We start from the raw sequence: 14,132 nt of genomic DNA, 5'->3' as shown, positions 1-14,132 counted from the left end.
GGGAGCGAGCGTTCCGAGTTCTTGAACCAGGGAGCTTTGGGTTCAGCGAGACGAGTCGAGCGCTTCGATCAGGGTGACGTGCTGCTTGTTGACGAGCGCGACTCCCTCTTGCTCGATCAGCTTGATGAAGCGCGGCTCCGAATTGAGATAGTCCGTGAGCCGCGAACGATCCGGCGGCATCACGTACGCGACGTGCCCTCGCAGCCGCGCGCCTCCGATGAGAGTGATCTCCACTTCGTGCTTGGTCGGACTGGTGTGCTGGCCATCGTCCCCCTCCACCGAAGAGGCCACTCGCGCTACCGCGACCGACGTGCTGTGCAGGAAGAACACCGCGTTCGTGGACGCTTCGACGGCCGGGATGAATTCAGACTCGCCGTCGAGGAGGTCCGACAGGCGTTCGGCACCCGAATGCCGCGCGGCGAACTCGGCCAGAAACACCAGCACCTTTCGCGGTGTGCCGTCGGCGAGGACCAACTCCACGGGAGTTCTACGTTTGGGGACTCGGAGCTCTTGCATGGCGCTCAAGAGCGTAACACCAGGAGCCATCGTGCTCGCGACTCACGGCAGATAGCGGGCCTGACGCAGGTCTACGCGATAGCCGTAGTCGGTCTCGATCAGCGGCGTGCCCTCGGAGCGGAAATGGCTGAGCGCCCGCTGCTCGAGGCCGTCGGTGATGCGACCGGTGGCGTGCACAACGCGCCACCAGGGAATGTTGTCACCGTGTTGGGCCATCACCCGACCGACGCCGCGCGCTGCTCGGGATCCGAGAACCGCCGCGACATCGCCATAGGTCATCACCCGTCCGGCGGGGATGCTGTCGACGACGTCCAGTACCGCTGAGGTGAAGTCGTCGGCGTCGGGAATCATCCCTGGTGGTGCGGAGCTGCCTCGTTGTCGCTGCCCTTGCCTGCGTCGCTGCCCCGGAGGAGGGCGTCGAACGGATTAGCCGCAGCGGCGTCCTGAGCGGAAACCGGCTGAGCAGGGACCGGCTGAGCGGTGACATCGAAGTTCGAGACCTGTTCGGCAGGGATGTCCGCAGCCGGGTCGGCCAGGGCGGCCTCCAGGTTGCTGACCGCCTGCGGCTCGGGCGTCGCGACATCCAGTGCCACCGCGAAACCGAGCTCTGACGAGGACGGCCGAATCGGGGTGCCCTCGGTCAGGTACTGCTCAAGGGCCCGTGCGCTGAACTCAGCGCCGAACACCGGGATGCCCTCGTCGTCGGTGATGCGCCACCACGGCACACCGGAGTCCTTGTACTCGCGGAGCACCGTGCCGATCGCGCCGGTGTCGCTGTCGAGCATTTCCGCCACCTTGGAGATGCCGAGCGTGCGCCCGGCAGGGATGGAGACGGTGATTTCGATCACCCGAATCGTAAAACCTGTTGATTCAGCCATTAGCCCAGACTAGAGGGCGAAAGCGCCAATTTTCTCGCCATACGCCGTTTCGCCGACAACTTCGAAGCCCACAGTACGAAAGAACGACTCCGGTCCGTGCTCCCCGGAATCCCAGATTGCGTTCAAATGTGAGTACCCGCGGCGGCGTGCTTCATCGGCCAGGGCGAGCACCGCGAACGTGCCGATGCCGGCTCCCTGAGCGTCCGCGGCGACATGGATGCGCCAGACACAGCTGCGGAAGTACTCCTGCTCGGCATCCGGATCGAAATTGCCGCGGATGAACCCGACCACCTCGTCGCCGTCCAGCACCACCCGCGGCCAGGTCGTCGCCGGGTTGATGTAGGCATCGGCGATGGCGTACGAGGTCGGAACCACGAACGCCTCCTGCCCGGGCCGTAACGTCAGGCTGTTCGCAGCCACGATGTTCTTGGCGGACAGTTCTTCCAGTCTCAGCTCGCCCATGCAGACAGGGTAGCGGGAACCACCCTTCGATTATCTTGATGTCGAGATACTTTGCTGGGCCGGGTAGGATTGTCGCGGCCCAACGAGAGGAATCACCAGTGGCAAAGATCAAGGTCGAAGGCACCGTCGTCGAGCTCGACGGCGACGAAATGACGCGCATCATCTGGCAGAAGATCAAGGACAGCCTGATCTTCCCGTACCTGGACATCAACCTCGAGTACTACGACCTCGGGATCCAGCACCGTGACGAGACCGACGACCAGGTCACCATCGACGCGGCGCACGCCATCCAGAAGCACGGCGTCGGCGTCAAGTGCGCGACGATCACCCCCGACGAGGCCCGCGTCGAGGAGTTCGGCCTGAAGAAGATGTGGAAGAGCCCGAACGGCACCATCCGCAACATCCTCGGCGGCGTCATCTTCCGCGAGCCGATCATCATCTCCAACATCCCGCGCCTGGTTCCCGGCTGGAACAAGCCGATCATCATCGGCCGTCACGCGTTCGGTGACCAGTACCGCGCCACCGACTTCACCTTCAAGGGCAAGGGAACTCTCACCGTCGAGTTCACCCCTGAGGACGGCTCGGAGCCGCAGAAGTTCGAGGTCTATCAGGCCCCGAGCGATGGCATCGCGCAGGTGCAGTACAACCTCGACGCCTCGATCCGCGACTTCGCCCGCGCTTCGCTGAACTACGGGTTGACCCGCAACTACCCGGTCTACCTGTCGACGAAGAACACCATCCTGAAGGCCTACGACGGCCGCTTCAAGGACATCTTCCAGGAGATCTTCGACGCCGAGTTCAAGGAGGCGTTCGACGCCGCCGGTCTCACCTACGAGCACCGCCTCATCGACGACATGGTCGCCTCGGCCATGAAGTGGGAGGGCGGCTACGTCTGGGCCTGCAAGAACTACGACGGCGACGTGCAGTCGGACACCGTCGCGCAGGGCTTCGGCTCGCTCGGTCTGATGACCTCGGTGCTGGCCACGCCGGACGGCAAGGTCGTCGAGGCGGAGGCTGCGCACGGCACCGTGACCCGTCACTACCGCCAGCACCAGCAGGGCAAGCCCACCTCGACCAACCCGATCGCGTCGATCTTCGCGTGGACCCGTGGCCTCAACCACCGCGGCAAGCTCGATAACAACCAGGAGCTCATCGAGTTCGCGGCGACCCTCGAGGACGTTGTCATTAAGACGGTCGAGTCCGGCGCGATGACCAAGGACCTCGCACTGCTGGTCGGCCCGGAGCAGACCTGGCAGACCACCGAGGAGTTCCTCGTCACGCTCGACGAGAACCTCAAGGCACGTCTGGCGTAACGCTCGCTGCACCTATAGACGACTCGGCGCCCCAGTTGATACTGGGGCGCCGAGTCGTTTTTGGTGCGGGGCGGATGTCGCGGCATCCGCCCCTCGGAGATCGCTCCTCGACCGTGCTTACTCGACCGTGATCTCCGACTGCGCTGGCTTGTTCGCCTGCATGACCTCGACCTTGCGCGGCTTTGCCTTCTCGCTGACCGGGATCATGACGCTCAGCACGCCGTTGTCATAGTGCGCGCTGATCTTCTCGCGGTCGATGCCGTCGCCAAGGGTCAGCTGGCGCAGGAACGAACCGCCCATGCGCTCGCGGGTGATCCACTTGACGCCTTCCTGGCTGCGCACCGTGCGCTCGGCGCGGATGGTCAGCAGCTGGCCGTCAACGTCCACGTCGACGGAGCCCGGGTCGACGCCCGGAAGGTCGGCGGTGAGGACGTAGTGGTCTCCCTCACGGTAGAGGTCCATGGGCATCACGCGGGGGCTGCGGTCAAGCAGGGTGCCGGCGACGCGGTCCAGCTCACGGAATGGGTCAAAGTAGGTGGCCATCTTTGTGTCAACTCCTTCACGTCGAAAGTTGAGCCTCGGTGACTCAACTATTGAAATGTTAGCACTCGGTGTCGAGGAGTGCTAACGAGTCTTTCCTTCGAAAATGCTGAAAATTGGGGGCGCTTTGCTGCCACTGGCGGTGTGAGCGACTGAACCACTTCGGCGCGTTTGAGCCTGCGCGCGCAGGCTCAAACGCGACAATCTGGCTCAAACGCCAGCTAGATGGGTACCTCCGCTGGGATCAGTACCCGGCGAACAGGTCGGTGCGCAGGCGCCGGGCACCGGCCGCACGGACCACTCGGCGGATGCCGTCGACGAAGGCGGGCGAACCCGAGACATACGCGGCGCGCTCCGCGACATCCGGAACCGCCTGCCGCAGCCGGTCCGCGGTCAGATGTCCGGGGCCGAGGTACTCCCAGCCGTCGGGCAGGGCCGCAAATCGCTCCGGCGCGATTACCAGGACACGCGCACCGGATGCTGCCAGCTTCGGCGCAAACGCCAGCTCGTCAGCCGAGGACACCGAGTACACCAGCACGGCGTTGCGTCGCGGGCCGGCGCTGAGCTGGCTGACGAACGGCGTGACACCGATCCCGCCGGCGACCAGCAGCACCTTCATCGACTCGTCTCGGGGCAGCACGAAGTCGCCGCCGACGCCGGTGGAGCGAACGATCTCGCCCGGCGCGAGGTCCTGGAGCGCCAGCTTGAAGCTGGACGCCGGCTCGCTGATTTTCACGCCGATGGTGATCTCTTCCGGAGTCGCCGAGGTGATGCTGAACAGGCGGCGGGAACCACGCAGATCGGCACGGTGCGGCAGGAACAGTTCGAGGTACTGGCCCGGCGTGAATCGGGCTGCGCGCCTGGGCTTGAACGAGAACTCCCACGAGGTCGGCGTCAGCTGCCTGCGGCCCAGGAACTCCAGTGGCAGGCCGTGCCGCTGGCCGAAGAAGAAGGCGATCAGGTTGCCGACCAGCAGGGCCAGTTCCGGGGTGTTGTAGAGCCCGCCGATATTGAACGGCACGGCGAACACCACCGCGACGACGACAGCGATGAGAACCTGCTGCCACCGCCGCGGCGGCAAGGTCAACGGTTCGCTGAGCATGAAGCCGGCCAGGAAGACGATCGGGTAACTCGTGAAGGCCGTGACCAGCGCGGTGCCCGGATCAGTGCCGAAATCGACCAGCCGCGTCACCGTGATCATGGCGGCGACGACGGTGAAGGCCACACCGAGCAGCAGTTTGCGGGTGCGCCACAGCACGAGGAACGCCCCGATCGCCGCGAACGGCAGCAGCCAGGCGGTCGCGACCCACCACACGCTCGCGTTCAGCCCGGTGAAGATGGTGACCACGAAGGCGGCGATCGCCGCCGGGTTGAACACGTGTCGACCGCCGACCGCAAGCACGTATTTCGAGACGCTCGCGATGACGCCGGCCAGCGCCAGGGACCCGAGCTGAGGGAGGGCGGTGGTGGGGAAGAACAGGAAGAACAACAGCAGCGCGGAGATGAGCGACGACTGCAGGTGCGCGCGGGTGCGGAAGAGGCGGGCGAGCAGCCATCCGGATGCCGTGGTCGCCACGATCAGGACGGCCGCACTGGCCAGCATCGCCAGTGGATCGAAGCCGAGTTCTCCGGTGAGCGCCAGCACGAAGGCGACCACGGCCAGCACGCTGAGGATCACCAGGATAAGCAGGTACATCGAGATCCGGCCGGTGAACCGATCGAGCAATGCCCTCGCGCTCGTGGTCACGCGAATACCTCCCCCTGAAGTCCGGGAGACCAGTCCAGCCGCCCGTCGTCGAACATGCGCACGTACTCGAACTCGAACCCGTGCAGCCGCTCCGGCTCTGCGAAGAATAGCGCCGTGGCCAGGCCATCAGCGATGAGCGCGGCGTCGGCGATGACCCAGGTGGCAAGCACCCGCCGCGTGGGCAACCCGGTGGTCGCATCCAGAATGTGGTGCAACCGATCGCCCCAAGTGCGCCGGTTCGCCGCCGATGCGCACAGCGCGCGTGTGCCGAGCTCGACGACACCAACGGCCAGCGACGCATCAAGGGGATGCTCGAGGGCAACTCGCAGCGAGGTCGGACCCGAGTGCAGCAAGTCGCCCGAGGCGTCGACGGTGAAGCCCCCGGCATCCGTTTCGGCCAGCAGCGCGCCGACCAGGTCTACCAGCTGGCCCTTGCCGGCCGCGCCCACGTCGATGGTCACCGGTTTCAGGCAGGTGAGCTGCTCACCGTCCCAGGCGATGGCGTCTTCCCAACGGGTCGCGGGGGTGGGTCCGGTGGAGCGCAGCGAGTAGCTGCGGTCGTAGCCGAGGGCGACGAGCGAGTCGCCGACCAGTGGGCTGACCGCGCCGTCCGTGGCCGTGTAGAGGCGACGGTAGAGCTCGAGCAACGGTGCCGCCTCGGACGGGAGTCGCCACTGGCCGGGCTCCCGCGCCATGCGGCTGACCAGTGAGTCGCTACGGAACCGGGACCAGGCACGGTCGTAGTCGTCGATCCGCTGGTGGATCGCCGCAACGATCTCGTCTGAAAGCGGCGCGGCAGTGTCGATCTGCCATCCGGTGCCGATGGCCTCGAAGCGCAGGCTATGCGGCGGCATCGGCCTTGATCTGCTCGAGGGCGTCGTTGAAGCCACCGCTGGTCAGGCTCGAGCCGGCGACCTTGTCGACGTCCAATTCGTCGATGTGCCTGCCGACGACTTGCGCGGCGATGCCGCCCGCAAACTGGCCCTGGAACATCTCGGTGTTCGGGTTGGTCGGGTTCGGAGTCACCTCAACCGCGGTGACGGTCCCGGCCTCGAGGCTGAGGGTGACGTCAATGGTTTCCTCGCCGTTCGGCGACACATAGCTGCCCGACGCCGTGTAGTCGCCGTCGACATAGTCGTTCTCCGCCCCAAGACTTCCGGTCGTCGCGTCGGATGCCGTGCATCCAGCCAATACCCCGATCATCGAGAGGCCGGCCACGGTTGCGAGCGAGCTGCGGGCAGTGATCAAAGGAACTCCTCCAGGTTCAAGACTGAGCAAATCTAGATTGAACTTCCTGCGAGAACAATAAGAGCCTCCGGAGTTCACTACGCTGACCGGTGATGGAAATCGTCATTCTGCAGGACGCCACCGAAGTGGGTCGCGTAGCTGCCAGCAAGATCGCCCGCGTTGTCGCCAGCAAGCGGGACGCCGTCCTCGGACTGGCCACCGGATCGTCGCCGCTCGCCATTTACGCCGAGCTCGCCCGGCGCGTTCGCGAGGAGGGTCTCGACGTCGGCCGCACCCGCGGCTTCGCCCTCGACGAGTACGTCGGGATCTCGGCGGAGCATCCGGAGAGCTACGTGCAGGTGATTCGCCGGGAGGTCATCGAACCGCTGGGCCTGAATCCCGACAACGTGCACGTTCCGGATGGCCGTGCCGACGACATCGAAGCAGCCTGCGCGGCGTACGAGCGGCAGATCTTCGAGGCAGGCGGGGTCGACATCCAGATTCTGGGGATCGGATCGAACGGCCACATCGGCTTCAACGAACCGACCTCGTCATTCGCGTCCCGCACGCGGATCAAGACGCTTGCGGCGCAGACCCGTGCCGACAACGCACGGTTCTTCGGCAGCGCTGACGAGGTTCCGATGCACTGCGTGACGCAGGGTCTCGGCACCATCATGGATGCCCGCGAGGTCGTGCTGGTCGCGCAGGGCGAGCAGAAGGCGGATGCGATCGCGGCCGCAGTGGAGGGGCCGGTGACCAGCATGGTGCCGGCGTCGCTGCTGCAGTTCCACCAGAACGCGACGGTCATCCTCGATGAAGCGGCAGCGAGCCGGTTAGCGCTCGCCGACTACTACAAGTACATCGCGGAGAACAAGCCAGCCTGGCAGCAGTACGCCTAGGGGGCGTGGGGCTGTTCGCGCGGTCTGGGCGGCCGGCTGTTCGCGCGGTCTGGGCAATTGTCAGCCAAAGGTGATGACGGATTTCAGGACGCGCGGGCAGTGACAAGCGGCTAGAACGGCGGTGGGTCTGTTCCCGGATCGGATCCCGGATGAGACTTCCGTTTCCTATCGGGCTCAACCACAGGCTCGGGCCGCTTTGTCGGTTCTGATTTGTCCCCGCACGCCGATGCATCGGGCTCGGGCTCGGGCTCGGGGCCGGGGCTGGGGCTGGACCACACGTTCGGTCCGCGATTCACGCGGTCCTGCGATGGGACCGGATCGGAACGCAGTTCTGGTTCGCTGGTGTATTGGTGTCCGGTGGGTGAGGTCCAGCGGAGCACGCCGTGGTCCAGTTGCTCGACGCTCCAGCCGGTGAGGTGTTTCAGTCGGTGGTGTTTGCGGCAGAGGTGGGCGAGGTTTGCGGCGGTGTTGGGGCCGCCGTGTTCTTTGGCGATGGTGTGGTCGAGGTCGGAGTGCACGGCTTTGCGGTTGCGGCCGGGGAACCGGCAGGTCTCGTCCCGCAGCCGCAGGAATCGGCGCAGCAGGCGGGGGAGCCGGTAGCAGTCCTTGCTCCAGTGCGAGCAGTTCGCCGGTCTCGGGGTCGGTGAGCAGCCGGAACAGGGAGGGTGCCTGGGCGGTGAGCCGGCGGGCGGTGTCCGGGTCGATCGGGCCGTAGCCGTCGAGGGTGGCGGGTTCGTCGCTGTGGCCGAGCAATGTCACGACCGGCACGGTGACGAACACGGTGGGACGGATGCCGGCGAACCGGTCCTCCTGCGGTCCGCCACCATCGGCACCTCCGCCACCGGTGAGGAGCAGTTCGGTGGCGACATCGGCCCGCAGCTGGGTCAGCGTGCGCGGTTCCTCCGGACGCTGCTGGGCCATCGCCGCGGCGGTGACCCGGTCGTGGATCGCCATCGCCAACGGAGCCTCGGTGTACAGGGTCAGATAGGCCATCCCGTCCCGGGACGGCTCGAAACTGAACTCCCGGTCCCCGGCCGCCTTCACCCGGCGGGCCCGGATCGTCTCCGGATGGATGCGCTCCCGGAGCTGCCGGGCCTTGCGGGAGAACTTCGCCACGGTCAGCTTCATCGCCGCCGGCAAGGTGGCCTCTTCGAAAGCTTCCACCGCGGCCCGGCGAACCTCAGCCGAGGTCCCAGCGTCGGCTCCCGGGTCGGTACCGCCGGCCGAGCTGCCAGCACTCGTCGACCATCACCTGCGCGTGCCGCAGGCTGATCTCGCCACGCCGGAGCGCGCTCATCGTGCCCGGCAGCTCGTGCGTGAGCGCCTCGGCCTCGGCGATCAACCGCTGCGCGGAGCCGGAGGGCAGGCGCAGGCTGGCCGCGATCTGCTCGGCGAATGCCATCTTGGCCAGTCGTTGCTGTTCGGCTTTCCGCATCCGGTCATCGTGTGGCACGAACAGGTGCACCACGCGTTCGGCGTGCTGCCGGGTTTGGTCGACCAGTTCCAGCAGCCGGGCTTGCGCTCGGGCGACATCGGCGCTCGCCTCGGCCACCGCGTCGATGAAGTCGTGCATCTGATCATCCAGGATCGCCCGCGGCGACAGCAGTGCCTCTTCGCCGGTGCGGCGCGGTGCCGGCCGGCTGAGCGGGTGTTCTCTGGTGGTCACAAATGCAGTGAACCAGCAACCACCGACATTCTGTTTCCGCTGGCCAGCGGCCAGTTTTACCTGTTAGCAACCAGCGCGAACCCGTCCCTGTGGAGGAGAGAAGATCAACCGCAAGACGACTCCGCAATACGACTCCGCGAGGTGCGCCGAAGACGAGGCGTCCGCTTCTCAGGCGGCCGGCTGGGTCTCGTGGGCGCCGATCCGACGCCCGTCCGCAAACACCGAACTGACCTGCCAGTCCGAATCGAGCAGCACCGCGTCCGCCGCAAAGCCCTCCGCCAGCAGGCCATGCCGGTGCTCAAGACCAAGCGCTCGCGCCGGGGTGAGGGTGACCGCTTCAACCGCGGCTCGCGCGTCGAGGCCGACCAAGGTGATCGCATTCCGCAACGCCGCGTCCTGAGTGAGCGTTGATCCCGCGAGAGTGTCGGTTCCCGACAGCACTGCGAGGCCATTGCGGACCGTGACGTTGAGCGAGCCCAACCGATAGTGGCCGTCAGCCGCACCGGCAGCGGCCATCGCGTCGGTGACCAGCGCGACGCGGTTCAACGCCTTCGTGAAGACCAGGGAAGCGACATCCGGATGCACGTGCAGACCATCGAGGATCAGCTCGACGGTCACCCGCTCATCGGCCAGCGCGGCCACCACCGGACCGGGCGCGCGGTGATGGATGCCGGGCATCGCGTTGAACGCGTGGGTGAGCAGCCGCGCACCACGGTCGAACGCGGCGGCGGCCTGCTCGGCGGTTGCCTCGGTGTGCCCGACCGCGACGGTGACCCCGTGCTCGACCAGCAGGTCGATGACCTCGAGGGCTCCAGGCAGTTCCGGGGCGATCGTCACCTGCCGCAGGATGCCGTTGCCTGCGTCCAGCAGTTCACGCGCCACCTCCATGGAGGGCTGCAGCAGGAAGTTGACATTGTGTGCACCGCGCCGCGCGGGCGTGAGAAACGGGCCCTCGAGGTGCGCGCCGAGCACCAGCGGATCGCGTTCGGTGATTTCGGCAATGGTCGCGAGGCTCGACGTCAGCGCTGACACCGGGTTGGCCACCAGGCTGATCACCGACCGGGTGGTTCCGTGCGCACGGTGCGTCGCGAGGGCGGCTTCGATCTCGTCGGGCCCGTCGTCGAAGACGTGTCCACCGCCGCCGTGGCCGTGCAGGTCAATGAACCCTGGCACCAGCCACTTTCCGGTCGCGTCCACCCGGGTGGCGGCATCCGGTGCCTCGCCCTGACCGGTCGCGGTGATGGTGTCACCATCGACCAGCATCCAGAAATCGTCTTGCTCGCCGTTGGCATCGAGCTTGCGGGCGCCGCTGATCAGCATGCTCATGCGTGAAACTCTAGACCGGCCTTCCTTGAAGCGATGTTCGGGCGCCGTCGAGCGACACCCGCGACCCGGAACACCGCGCCCAACACGCGCCGTGTCATCCCCTGTAAAGGGGTAGACCGTCCGGTACGGTAAGCGCACGCAGACCCGACTGCTTTTCAGTTCAACGACGAAAGGAAAGGTCTGTGAGAGCTCGCGCTCGCCGCACTCCGGCACGCACCATCCGTCACACGCTCACACTCATCACCGGCGCCGCGCTCCTCGCCACGACGATGGCCGCGGTGCCTCTTGCTGCCAGCGCAGCGCCGCAGTCGATCGGCGGCGGGCAATCGCAGACGCACTTCGCGCCGGGGCGGTACATCGTCACGCTGCAGGACGACGCGGCAGCCACCTACACCGGTGGCGTGAATGGCTTCGCGCCGACCAAACCGCGTGAGGGAAGCCAGCTGAACGCGAAGGCGAACCCGGTCAAGGAGTACAGCGGCTTCCTCGCCAAGAAGCAGCGCGAGGTCGCCGCGTCGGTCGGCGCCGAGATCGACTACTCGTACACGCTCGCGATCAACGGGTTCGCCGCGGACCTTACGGCGGAGCAGGCTGCCAAGCTTGCGGCAGACAAGGATGTCGCGTACCTGACGCCGGATGAGCTCAAGCACATCACCGCAACACCGTCCACCGAGTTCCTCGGGCTCGAGGGCGCCGACGGCGTCTGGGCGGCAACCGGGGGAGCCGACAGCGCCGGCGCAGGAGTGGTGGTGGGTGTGCTCGACACGGGCATCGCCCCCGAGAACCCCGCCTTCGCCGGCGACAGCCTCGACACCACCGCGGGCTCAGAACCGTACCGCAGCGGCGACACCATCACGTTCGCCAAGGCGGACGGGCAGAGCTTCACCGGGATCTGCCAGACCGGCGTGCAGTTCACGGTAGATGACTGCAACACGAAGGTGATCGGCGCCCGCTATTACGTCGACGGCTTCGGCGCATCGTCTATCGGCGGCGAGGCCCTGGGTGAGTATCTGTCGGCGCGAGATGGTGACGGACACGGCTCGCACACCGCGAGTACCGCTGCGGGCAACATTGGCACAGCCGCAACGGTCGCCGGCAGCGATGTCGGTACCTTCACCGGAGTGGCCCCGGCCGCGAAGATCTCCGCATACAAGGTGTGCTGGACCGGTAAGGACCCGGCCTCGACCAGCGACGACGGCTGCGCGACCAGTGACCTGCTCGCCGCGATCAACCAGGCCGTAGCCGACGGCGTGGACGTGATCAACTTCTCGATCGGCGGCGGCGCAGCGCAGACCACCTATTCGGCGACGGATGACGCGTTCCTCGGCGCCGCGGCGGCCGGTGTCTTCGTCTCCGCCTCCGCGGGCAACGCGGGCCCCGGCGCGTCAACCCTCGACAACGCGTCCCCGTGGATCACCACGGTTGCCGCGTCGACCATCCCCAGCTACGAGGGCACGGTCACGCTCGGCAGCGGCCAGGCGTACGCCGGCGCATCCATCACAGTCGGAGTCAGCGAGGCCGACCCACCCATCGAGGGCAGCCTGGTGAACTCCACGGCGCTCGCCGCGACCGGCACTGCCGGCGCCAAAGCGAACCTCTGCGGCCCCGGCACACTGAATCCGGCGCTGGTGACGCCCGGCACCATCGTCGTCTGCGAACGCGGTGAATTCGACCGGGTCGCGAAGTCGGCCGAGGTCGCCCGGGTCGGCGGCATTGGCATGGTCCTCGTCAACGTCGTCCCCGGTTCAATCGACCTCGACACCCACTCGGTGCCGACGGTGCACCTGAACGCGCAGTTCCACGACGCCGTCATCGCGTACGCGAACACCGTAGGTGCCACTGCCGTGCTCGCCGCTGGCAACTCCACGGGCGTGACCCCGCCCACTCCGCAGGTCGCCGGATTCTCATCCCGTGGCCCGGTACTGGCAGACGGCAGCGACATCCTGAAGCCCGATATCGCGGCTCCCGGCGTCGCGATCCTCGCGGCGACCTCGAACGCTGAGGGTGCCGAGCCGACGTTCTCATTCCTCAGCGGCACCTCGATGGCGGCACCGCACATCGCCGGACTCGCCGCGCTCTACTTCGGGGAGCGCCCGAACGCGACCCCGGCCGAGGTGAAGTCGGCGATGATGACCACCGCCTATGACACCGTCGATGGCGCCGGGAACGCCGTCACCGACCCGTTCGCGCAGGGCGCCGGCCACGTCGACCCGACGAAGTACTTCGAGCCGGGCCTGGTCTACCTGAACGGGGTGCCGGACTGGCTCGCCTACCTGCAAGGCCTCGGCTATGACGCCGGGGTGGATCCGATCGACGCGTCGAACCTCAACCTCGCCTCGATCGCGGTCGGTACGCTGACGGCGCCCGAGACGGTGACCCGCACGGTCACCGCGACGCAGTCGGGCACCTTTGCGGCATCCGTCAGCGGCCTTGCCGGCATCGATGTCGAGGTATCGCCCGCGACGCTCGCAGTCACCGAGGGCGAGAGCTACGAGTTCAGCGTCACGTTCACCCGAACGGATGCCGCGCTTGACGAATTCGCCACCGGATCGATCAGCTGGACCAGCGGCGACACCATCGTGCGCAGCCCGGTCGCCGTGCAGCCGGTCACGATTGTCGCCCCGGCGAACGTGAGCGGAACCGGCATCGACGGATCCACTGAGATCACCGTGACGCCCGGAGGTTCGGGCGAGATCCCGCTGTCGTCGACCGGTCTCAGCAAGGGCACGACCACAACCGGGTCCGGCATCAGCGGTGACCTGCACGAGTATCCGTGGACTGTCGCCGAAGGTACCGTGCATGCCCGGTTTGACCTGGATGCGGCGGCCGACACCGCCGACCTCGACCTCGTCGTCTACCAACTCGACGCCGCGGGCACACCGATCGCGGGCTGGCAGTCGGCGAGCGACGCGGCCGACGAGCGGGTGGACCTCGCTGCCCCGGATGCCGGGGAGTACCTGGTGCTGGTTTCGGTGTACTCGGCCAACCCGGCCACGGACTATGACCTGACCACAACGAACGTCTCGCCTGGCGGGTCTGCAGTCGCGCTCGACCCGGCAGTGCTCACCGCGGCACAAGGAGTGCCAGCGACGTTCACCGCGTCGTGGAGCGGGCTGGAACCACGAAGCACGTACCTGGGCCTGATCCGCTACGGCGACACCGGCGCGAGCACGGTGCTCACCGTGGACTCCGGTGAGCCACCGCTGCCGGTGCCGGGCAACACGACCGCGCCGAGCATCAGCGGATCCGCGCAACCGGGGAACCCGGTGCTGGCCGACCCCGGCAAGTGGGACACGAAGAAGCTGCAGTTCAGCTACCAGTGGCAGCTCGACGGTGTCAACATCCCCGGCGCGACGGACCGGTTCTACTGGGTGCGGCTGGCTGATGCCGGCCACCAGCTGAGCGTCGTGGTGACCGCCACCAAGGAGGGCATGGGTGAGGCGTCGGCGTCATCCAAGCCGGTCAGCGTGAAGCCGATCAAGCGCGGGGGCTGGCGCTAACCACGGCCGCCCCACGGGTCGAGCTTGTCGAGACGGGTCTCGGCAAGCTCGACCAGCG

Annotated in this window: 14 protein-coding genes and 1 pseudogene; 3 read left to right on the top strand and 12 right to left on the bottom strand. The window is 66.9% G+C overall.

The genetic code is table 11. The features are described from left to right. Window positions 1–42: 42 nt before the first annotated feature. The 4 genes from GO591_RS12445 to GO591_RS12430 all read right to left on the bottom strand — a co-directional run bounded on the left by GO591_RS12445 (window position 43) and on the right by GO591_RS12430 (window position 1,856). Window positions 43–480, bottom strand: coding sequence for a hypothetical protein (locus tag GO591_RS12445; protein WP_157157111.1), 438 nt, complete (start codon window positions 478–480; stop codon window positions 43–45). 78 nt (window positions 481–558) lie between these two features. Further along, the gene (locus tag GO591_RS12440) at window positions 559–867 is read right to left on the bottom strand and encodes an MGMT family protein (protein ID WP_157157110.1); all 309 of its coding nucleotides are present in this window, start codon (window positions 865–867) and stop codon (window positions 559–561) included. Further along, on the bottom strand, window positions 864–1,394 hold the full coding sequence (locus GO591_RS12435; RefSeq protein ID WP_157157109.1) for an MGMT family protein: 531 nt from the start codon (window positions 1,392–1,394) through the stop codon (window positions 864–866). Before GO591_RS12435 ends, GO591_RS12440 begins: the two co-directional genes overlap by 4 nt. Window positions 1,395–1,403: 9 nt before the next feature. Then, window positions 1,404–1,856, bottom strand: a complete 453-nt coding sequence (locus GO591_RS12430) for a GNAT family N-acetyltransferase (RefSeq protein ID WP_157157108.1) — start codon at window positions 1,854–1,856, stop codon at window positions 1,404–1,406. A gap of 98 nt (window positions 1,857–1,954) precedes the next feature. On the opposite strand from GO591_RS12430, the gene GO591_RS12425 reads away from it, so the two are divergent. After that, on the top strand, window positions 1,955–3,169 hold the full coding sequence (locus GO591_RS12425) for an NADP-dependent isocitrate dehydrogenase (RefSeq protein WP_157157107.1): 1,215 nt from the start codon (window positions 1,955–1,957) through the stop codon (window positions 3,167–3,169). 117 nt (window positions 3,170–3,286) lie between these two features. On the opposite strand, the gene GO591_RS12420 is transcribed toward GO591_RS12425, so the two are convergent. The 4 genes from GO591_RS12420 to GO591_RS12405 all read right to left on the bottom strand — a co-directional run bounded on the left by GO591_RS12420 (window position 3,287) and on the right by GO591_RS12405 (window position 6,704). Beyond that, window positions 3,287–3,712 (bottom strand): Hsp20/alpha crystallin family protein, encoded by a 426-nt coding sequence (locus GO591_RS12420; RefSeq protein WP_157157106.1) that lies wholly within the window; start codon window positions 3,710–3,712, stop codon window positions 3,287–3,289. A gap of 241 nt (window positions 3,713–3,953) precedes the next feature. Then, the gene (locus tag GO591_RS12415) at window positions 3,954–5,456 is read right to left on the bottom strand and encodes an FAD-dependent oxidoreductase (RefSeq protein WP_232466177.1); all 1,503 of its coding nucleotides are present in this window, start codon (window positions 5,454–5,456) and stop codon (window positions 3,954–3,956) included. Next, window positions 5,453–6,310, bottom strand: a complete 858-nt coding sequence (locus GO591_RS12410) for an FAD:protein FMN transferase (RefSeq protein WP_157157105.1) — start codon at window positions 6,308–6,310, stop codon at window positions 5,453–5,455. The genes GO591_RS12415 and GO591_RS12410 overlap by 4 nt, the downstream gene beginning before the upstream one ends. Beyond that, on the bottom strand, window positions 6,297–6,704 hold the full coding sequence (locus GO591_RS12405; RefSeq protein ID WP_232466176.1) for an FMN-binding protein: 408 nt from the start codon (window positions 6,702–6,704) through the stop codon (window positions 6,297–6,299). Before GO591_RS12405 ends, GO591_RS12410 begins: the two co-directional genes overlap by 14 nt. Before the next feature lie 92 nt (window positions 6,705–6,796). Here GO591_RS12405 and nagB point away from each other — a divergent pair, with 92 nt between their 5' ends. Next, complete coding sequence (nagB, locus tag GO591_RS12400) at window positions 6,797–7,582, top strand: glucosamine-6-phosphate deaminase (protein ID WP_157157104.1); 786 nt, start codon at window positions 6,797–6,799, stop codon at window positions 7,580–7,582. Between the two features lie 110 nt (window positions 7,583–7,692). On the opposite strand, the gene GO591_RS16155 is transcribed toward nagB, so the two are convergent. The 4 genes and pseudogenes from GO591_RS16155 to nagA form a co-directional block, all read right to left on the bottom strand. Beyond that, a complete protein-coding gene (locus GO591_RS16155) occupies window positions 7,693–8,100 on the bottom strand; it encodes an HNH endonuclease (protein ID WP_370455354.1) in 408 nt (135 codons plus the stop codon). A gap of 169 nt (window positions 8,101–8,269) precedes the next feature. Further along, window positions 8,270–8,710: pseudogene (locus GO591_RS16150) on the bottom strand (DUF222 domain-containing protein); the annotation flags it as partial. Window positions 8,711–8,762: 52 nt separating this feature from the next. After that, window positions 8,763–9,248: a DUF222 domain-containing protein gene (locus GO591_RS16055; protein ID WP_157157102.1), complete on the bottom strand. Its 486-nt coding sequence runs from the start codon at window positions 9,246–9,248 to the stop codon at window positions 8,763–8,765. 168 nt (window positions 9,249–9,416) lie between these two features. Continuing rightward, window positions 9,417–10,574, bottom strand: a complete 1,158-nt coding sequence (nagA, locus tag GO591_RS12385) for an N-acetylglucosamine-6-phosphate deacetylase (RefSeq protein WP_157157101.1) — start codon at window positions 10,572–10,574, stop codon at window positions 9,417–9,419. 182 nt (window positions 10,575–10,756) lie between these two features. Between nagA and GO591_RS12380 the strand changes: the two genes are divergently transcribed. Further along, entirely contained in the window at window positions 10,757–14,074 is a 3,318-nt protein-coding gene (locus tag GO591_RS12380; RefSeq protein WP_232466175.1) for a S8 family peptidase, read from the top strand. Window positions 14,075–14,132: the final 58 nt, after the last annotated feature.

This window comes from Diaminobutyricimonas sp. LJ205 (genome assembly GCF_009755725.1).
In the GTDB taxonomy this organism is placed as follows: domain Bacteria; phylum Actinomycetota; class Actinomycetes; order Actinomycetales; family Microbacteriaceae; genus Ruicaihuangia.
Note: the sequence above shows the minus strand (reverse complement) of the source record. Positions and strands in the feature narration are given on the sequence as shown.

What these genes read in the sequence shown, in the direction of transcription:
- GO591_RS12440 (WP_157157110.1), bottom strand. Translation starts at nt 867, where the DNA reads ATGATTCCCGACGCCGACGACTTCACCTCAGCGGTACTGGACGTCGTC.
- GO591_RS12435 (WP_157157109.1), bottom strand. Translation starts at nt 1,394, where the DNA reads ATGGCTGAATCAACAGGTTTTACGATTCGGGTGATCGAAATCACCGTC.
- GO591_RS12430 (WP_157157108.1), bottom strand. Translation starts at nt 1,856, where the DNA reads ATGGGCGAGCTGAGACTGGAAGAACTGTCCGCCAAGAACATCGTGGCT.
- GO591_RS12420 (WP_157157106.1), bottom strand. Translation starts at nt 3,712, where the DNA reads ATGGCCACCTACTTTGACCCATTCCGTGAGCTGGACCGCGTCGCCGGC.
- GO591_RS12410 (WP_157157105.1), bottom strand. Translation starts at nt 6,310, where the DNA reads ATGCCGCCGCATAGCCTGCGCTTCGAGGCCATCGGCACCGGATGGCAG.
- nagB (WP_157157104.1), top strand. Translation starts at nt 6,797, where the DNA reads ATGGAAATCGTCATTCTGCAGGACGCCACCGAAGTGGGTCGCGTAGCT.
- nagA (WP_157157101.1), bottom strand. Translation starts at nt 10,574, where the DNA reads ATGAGCATGCTGATCAGCGGCGCCCGCAAGCTCGATGCCAACGGCGAG.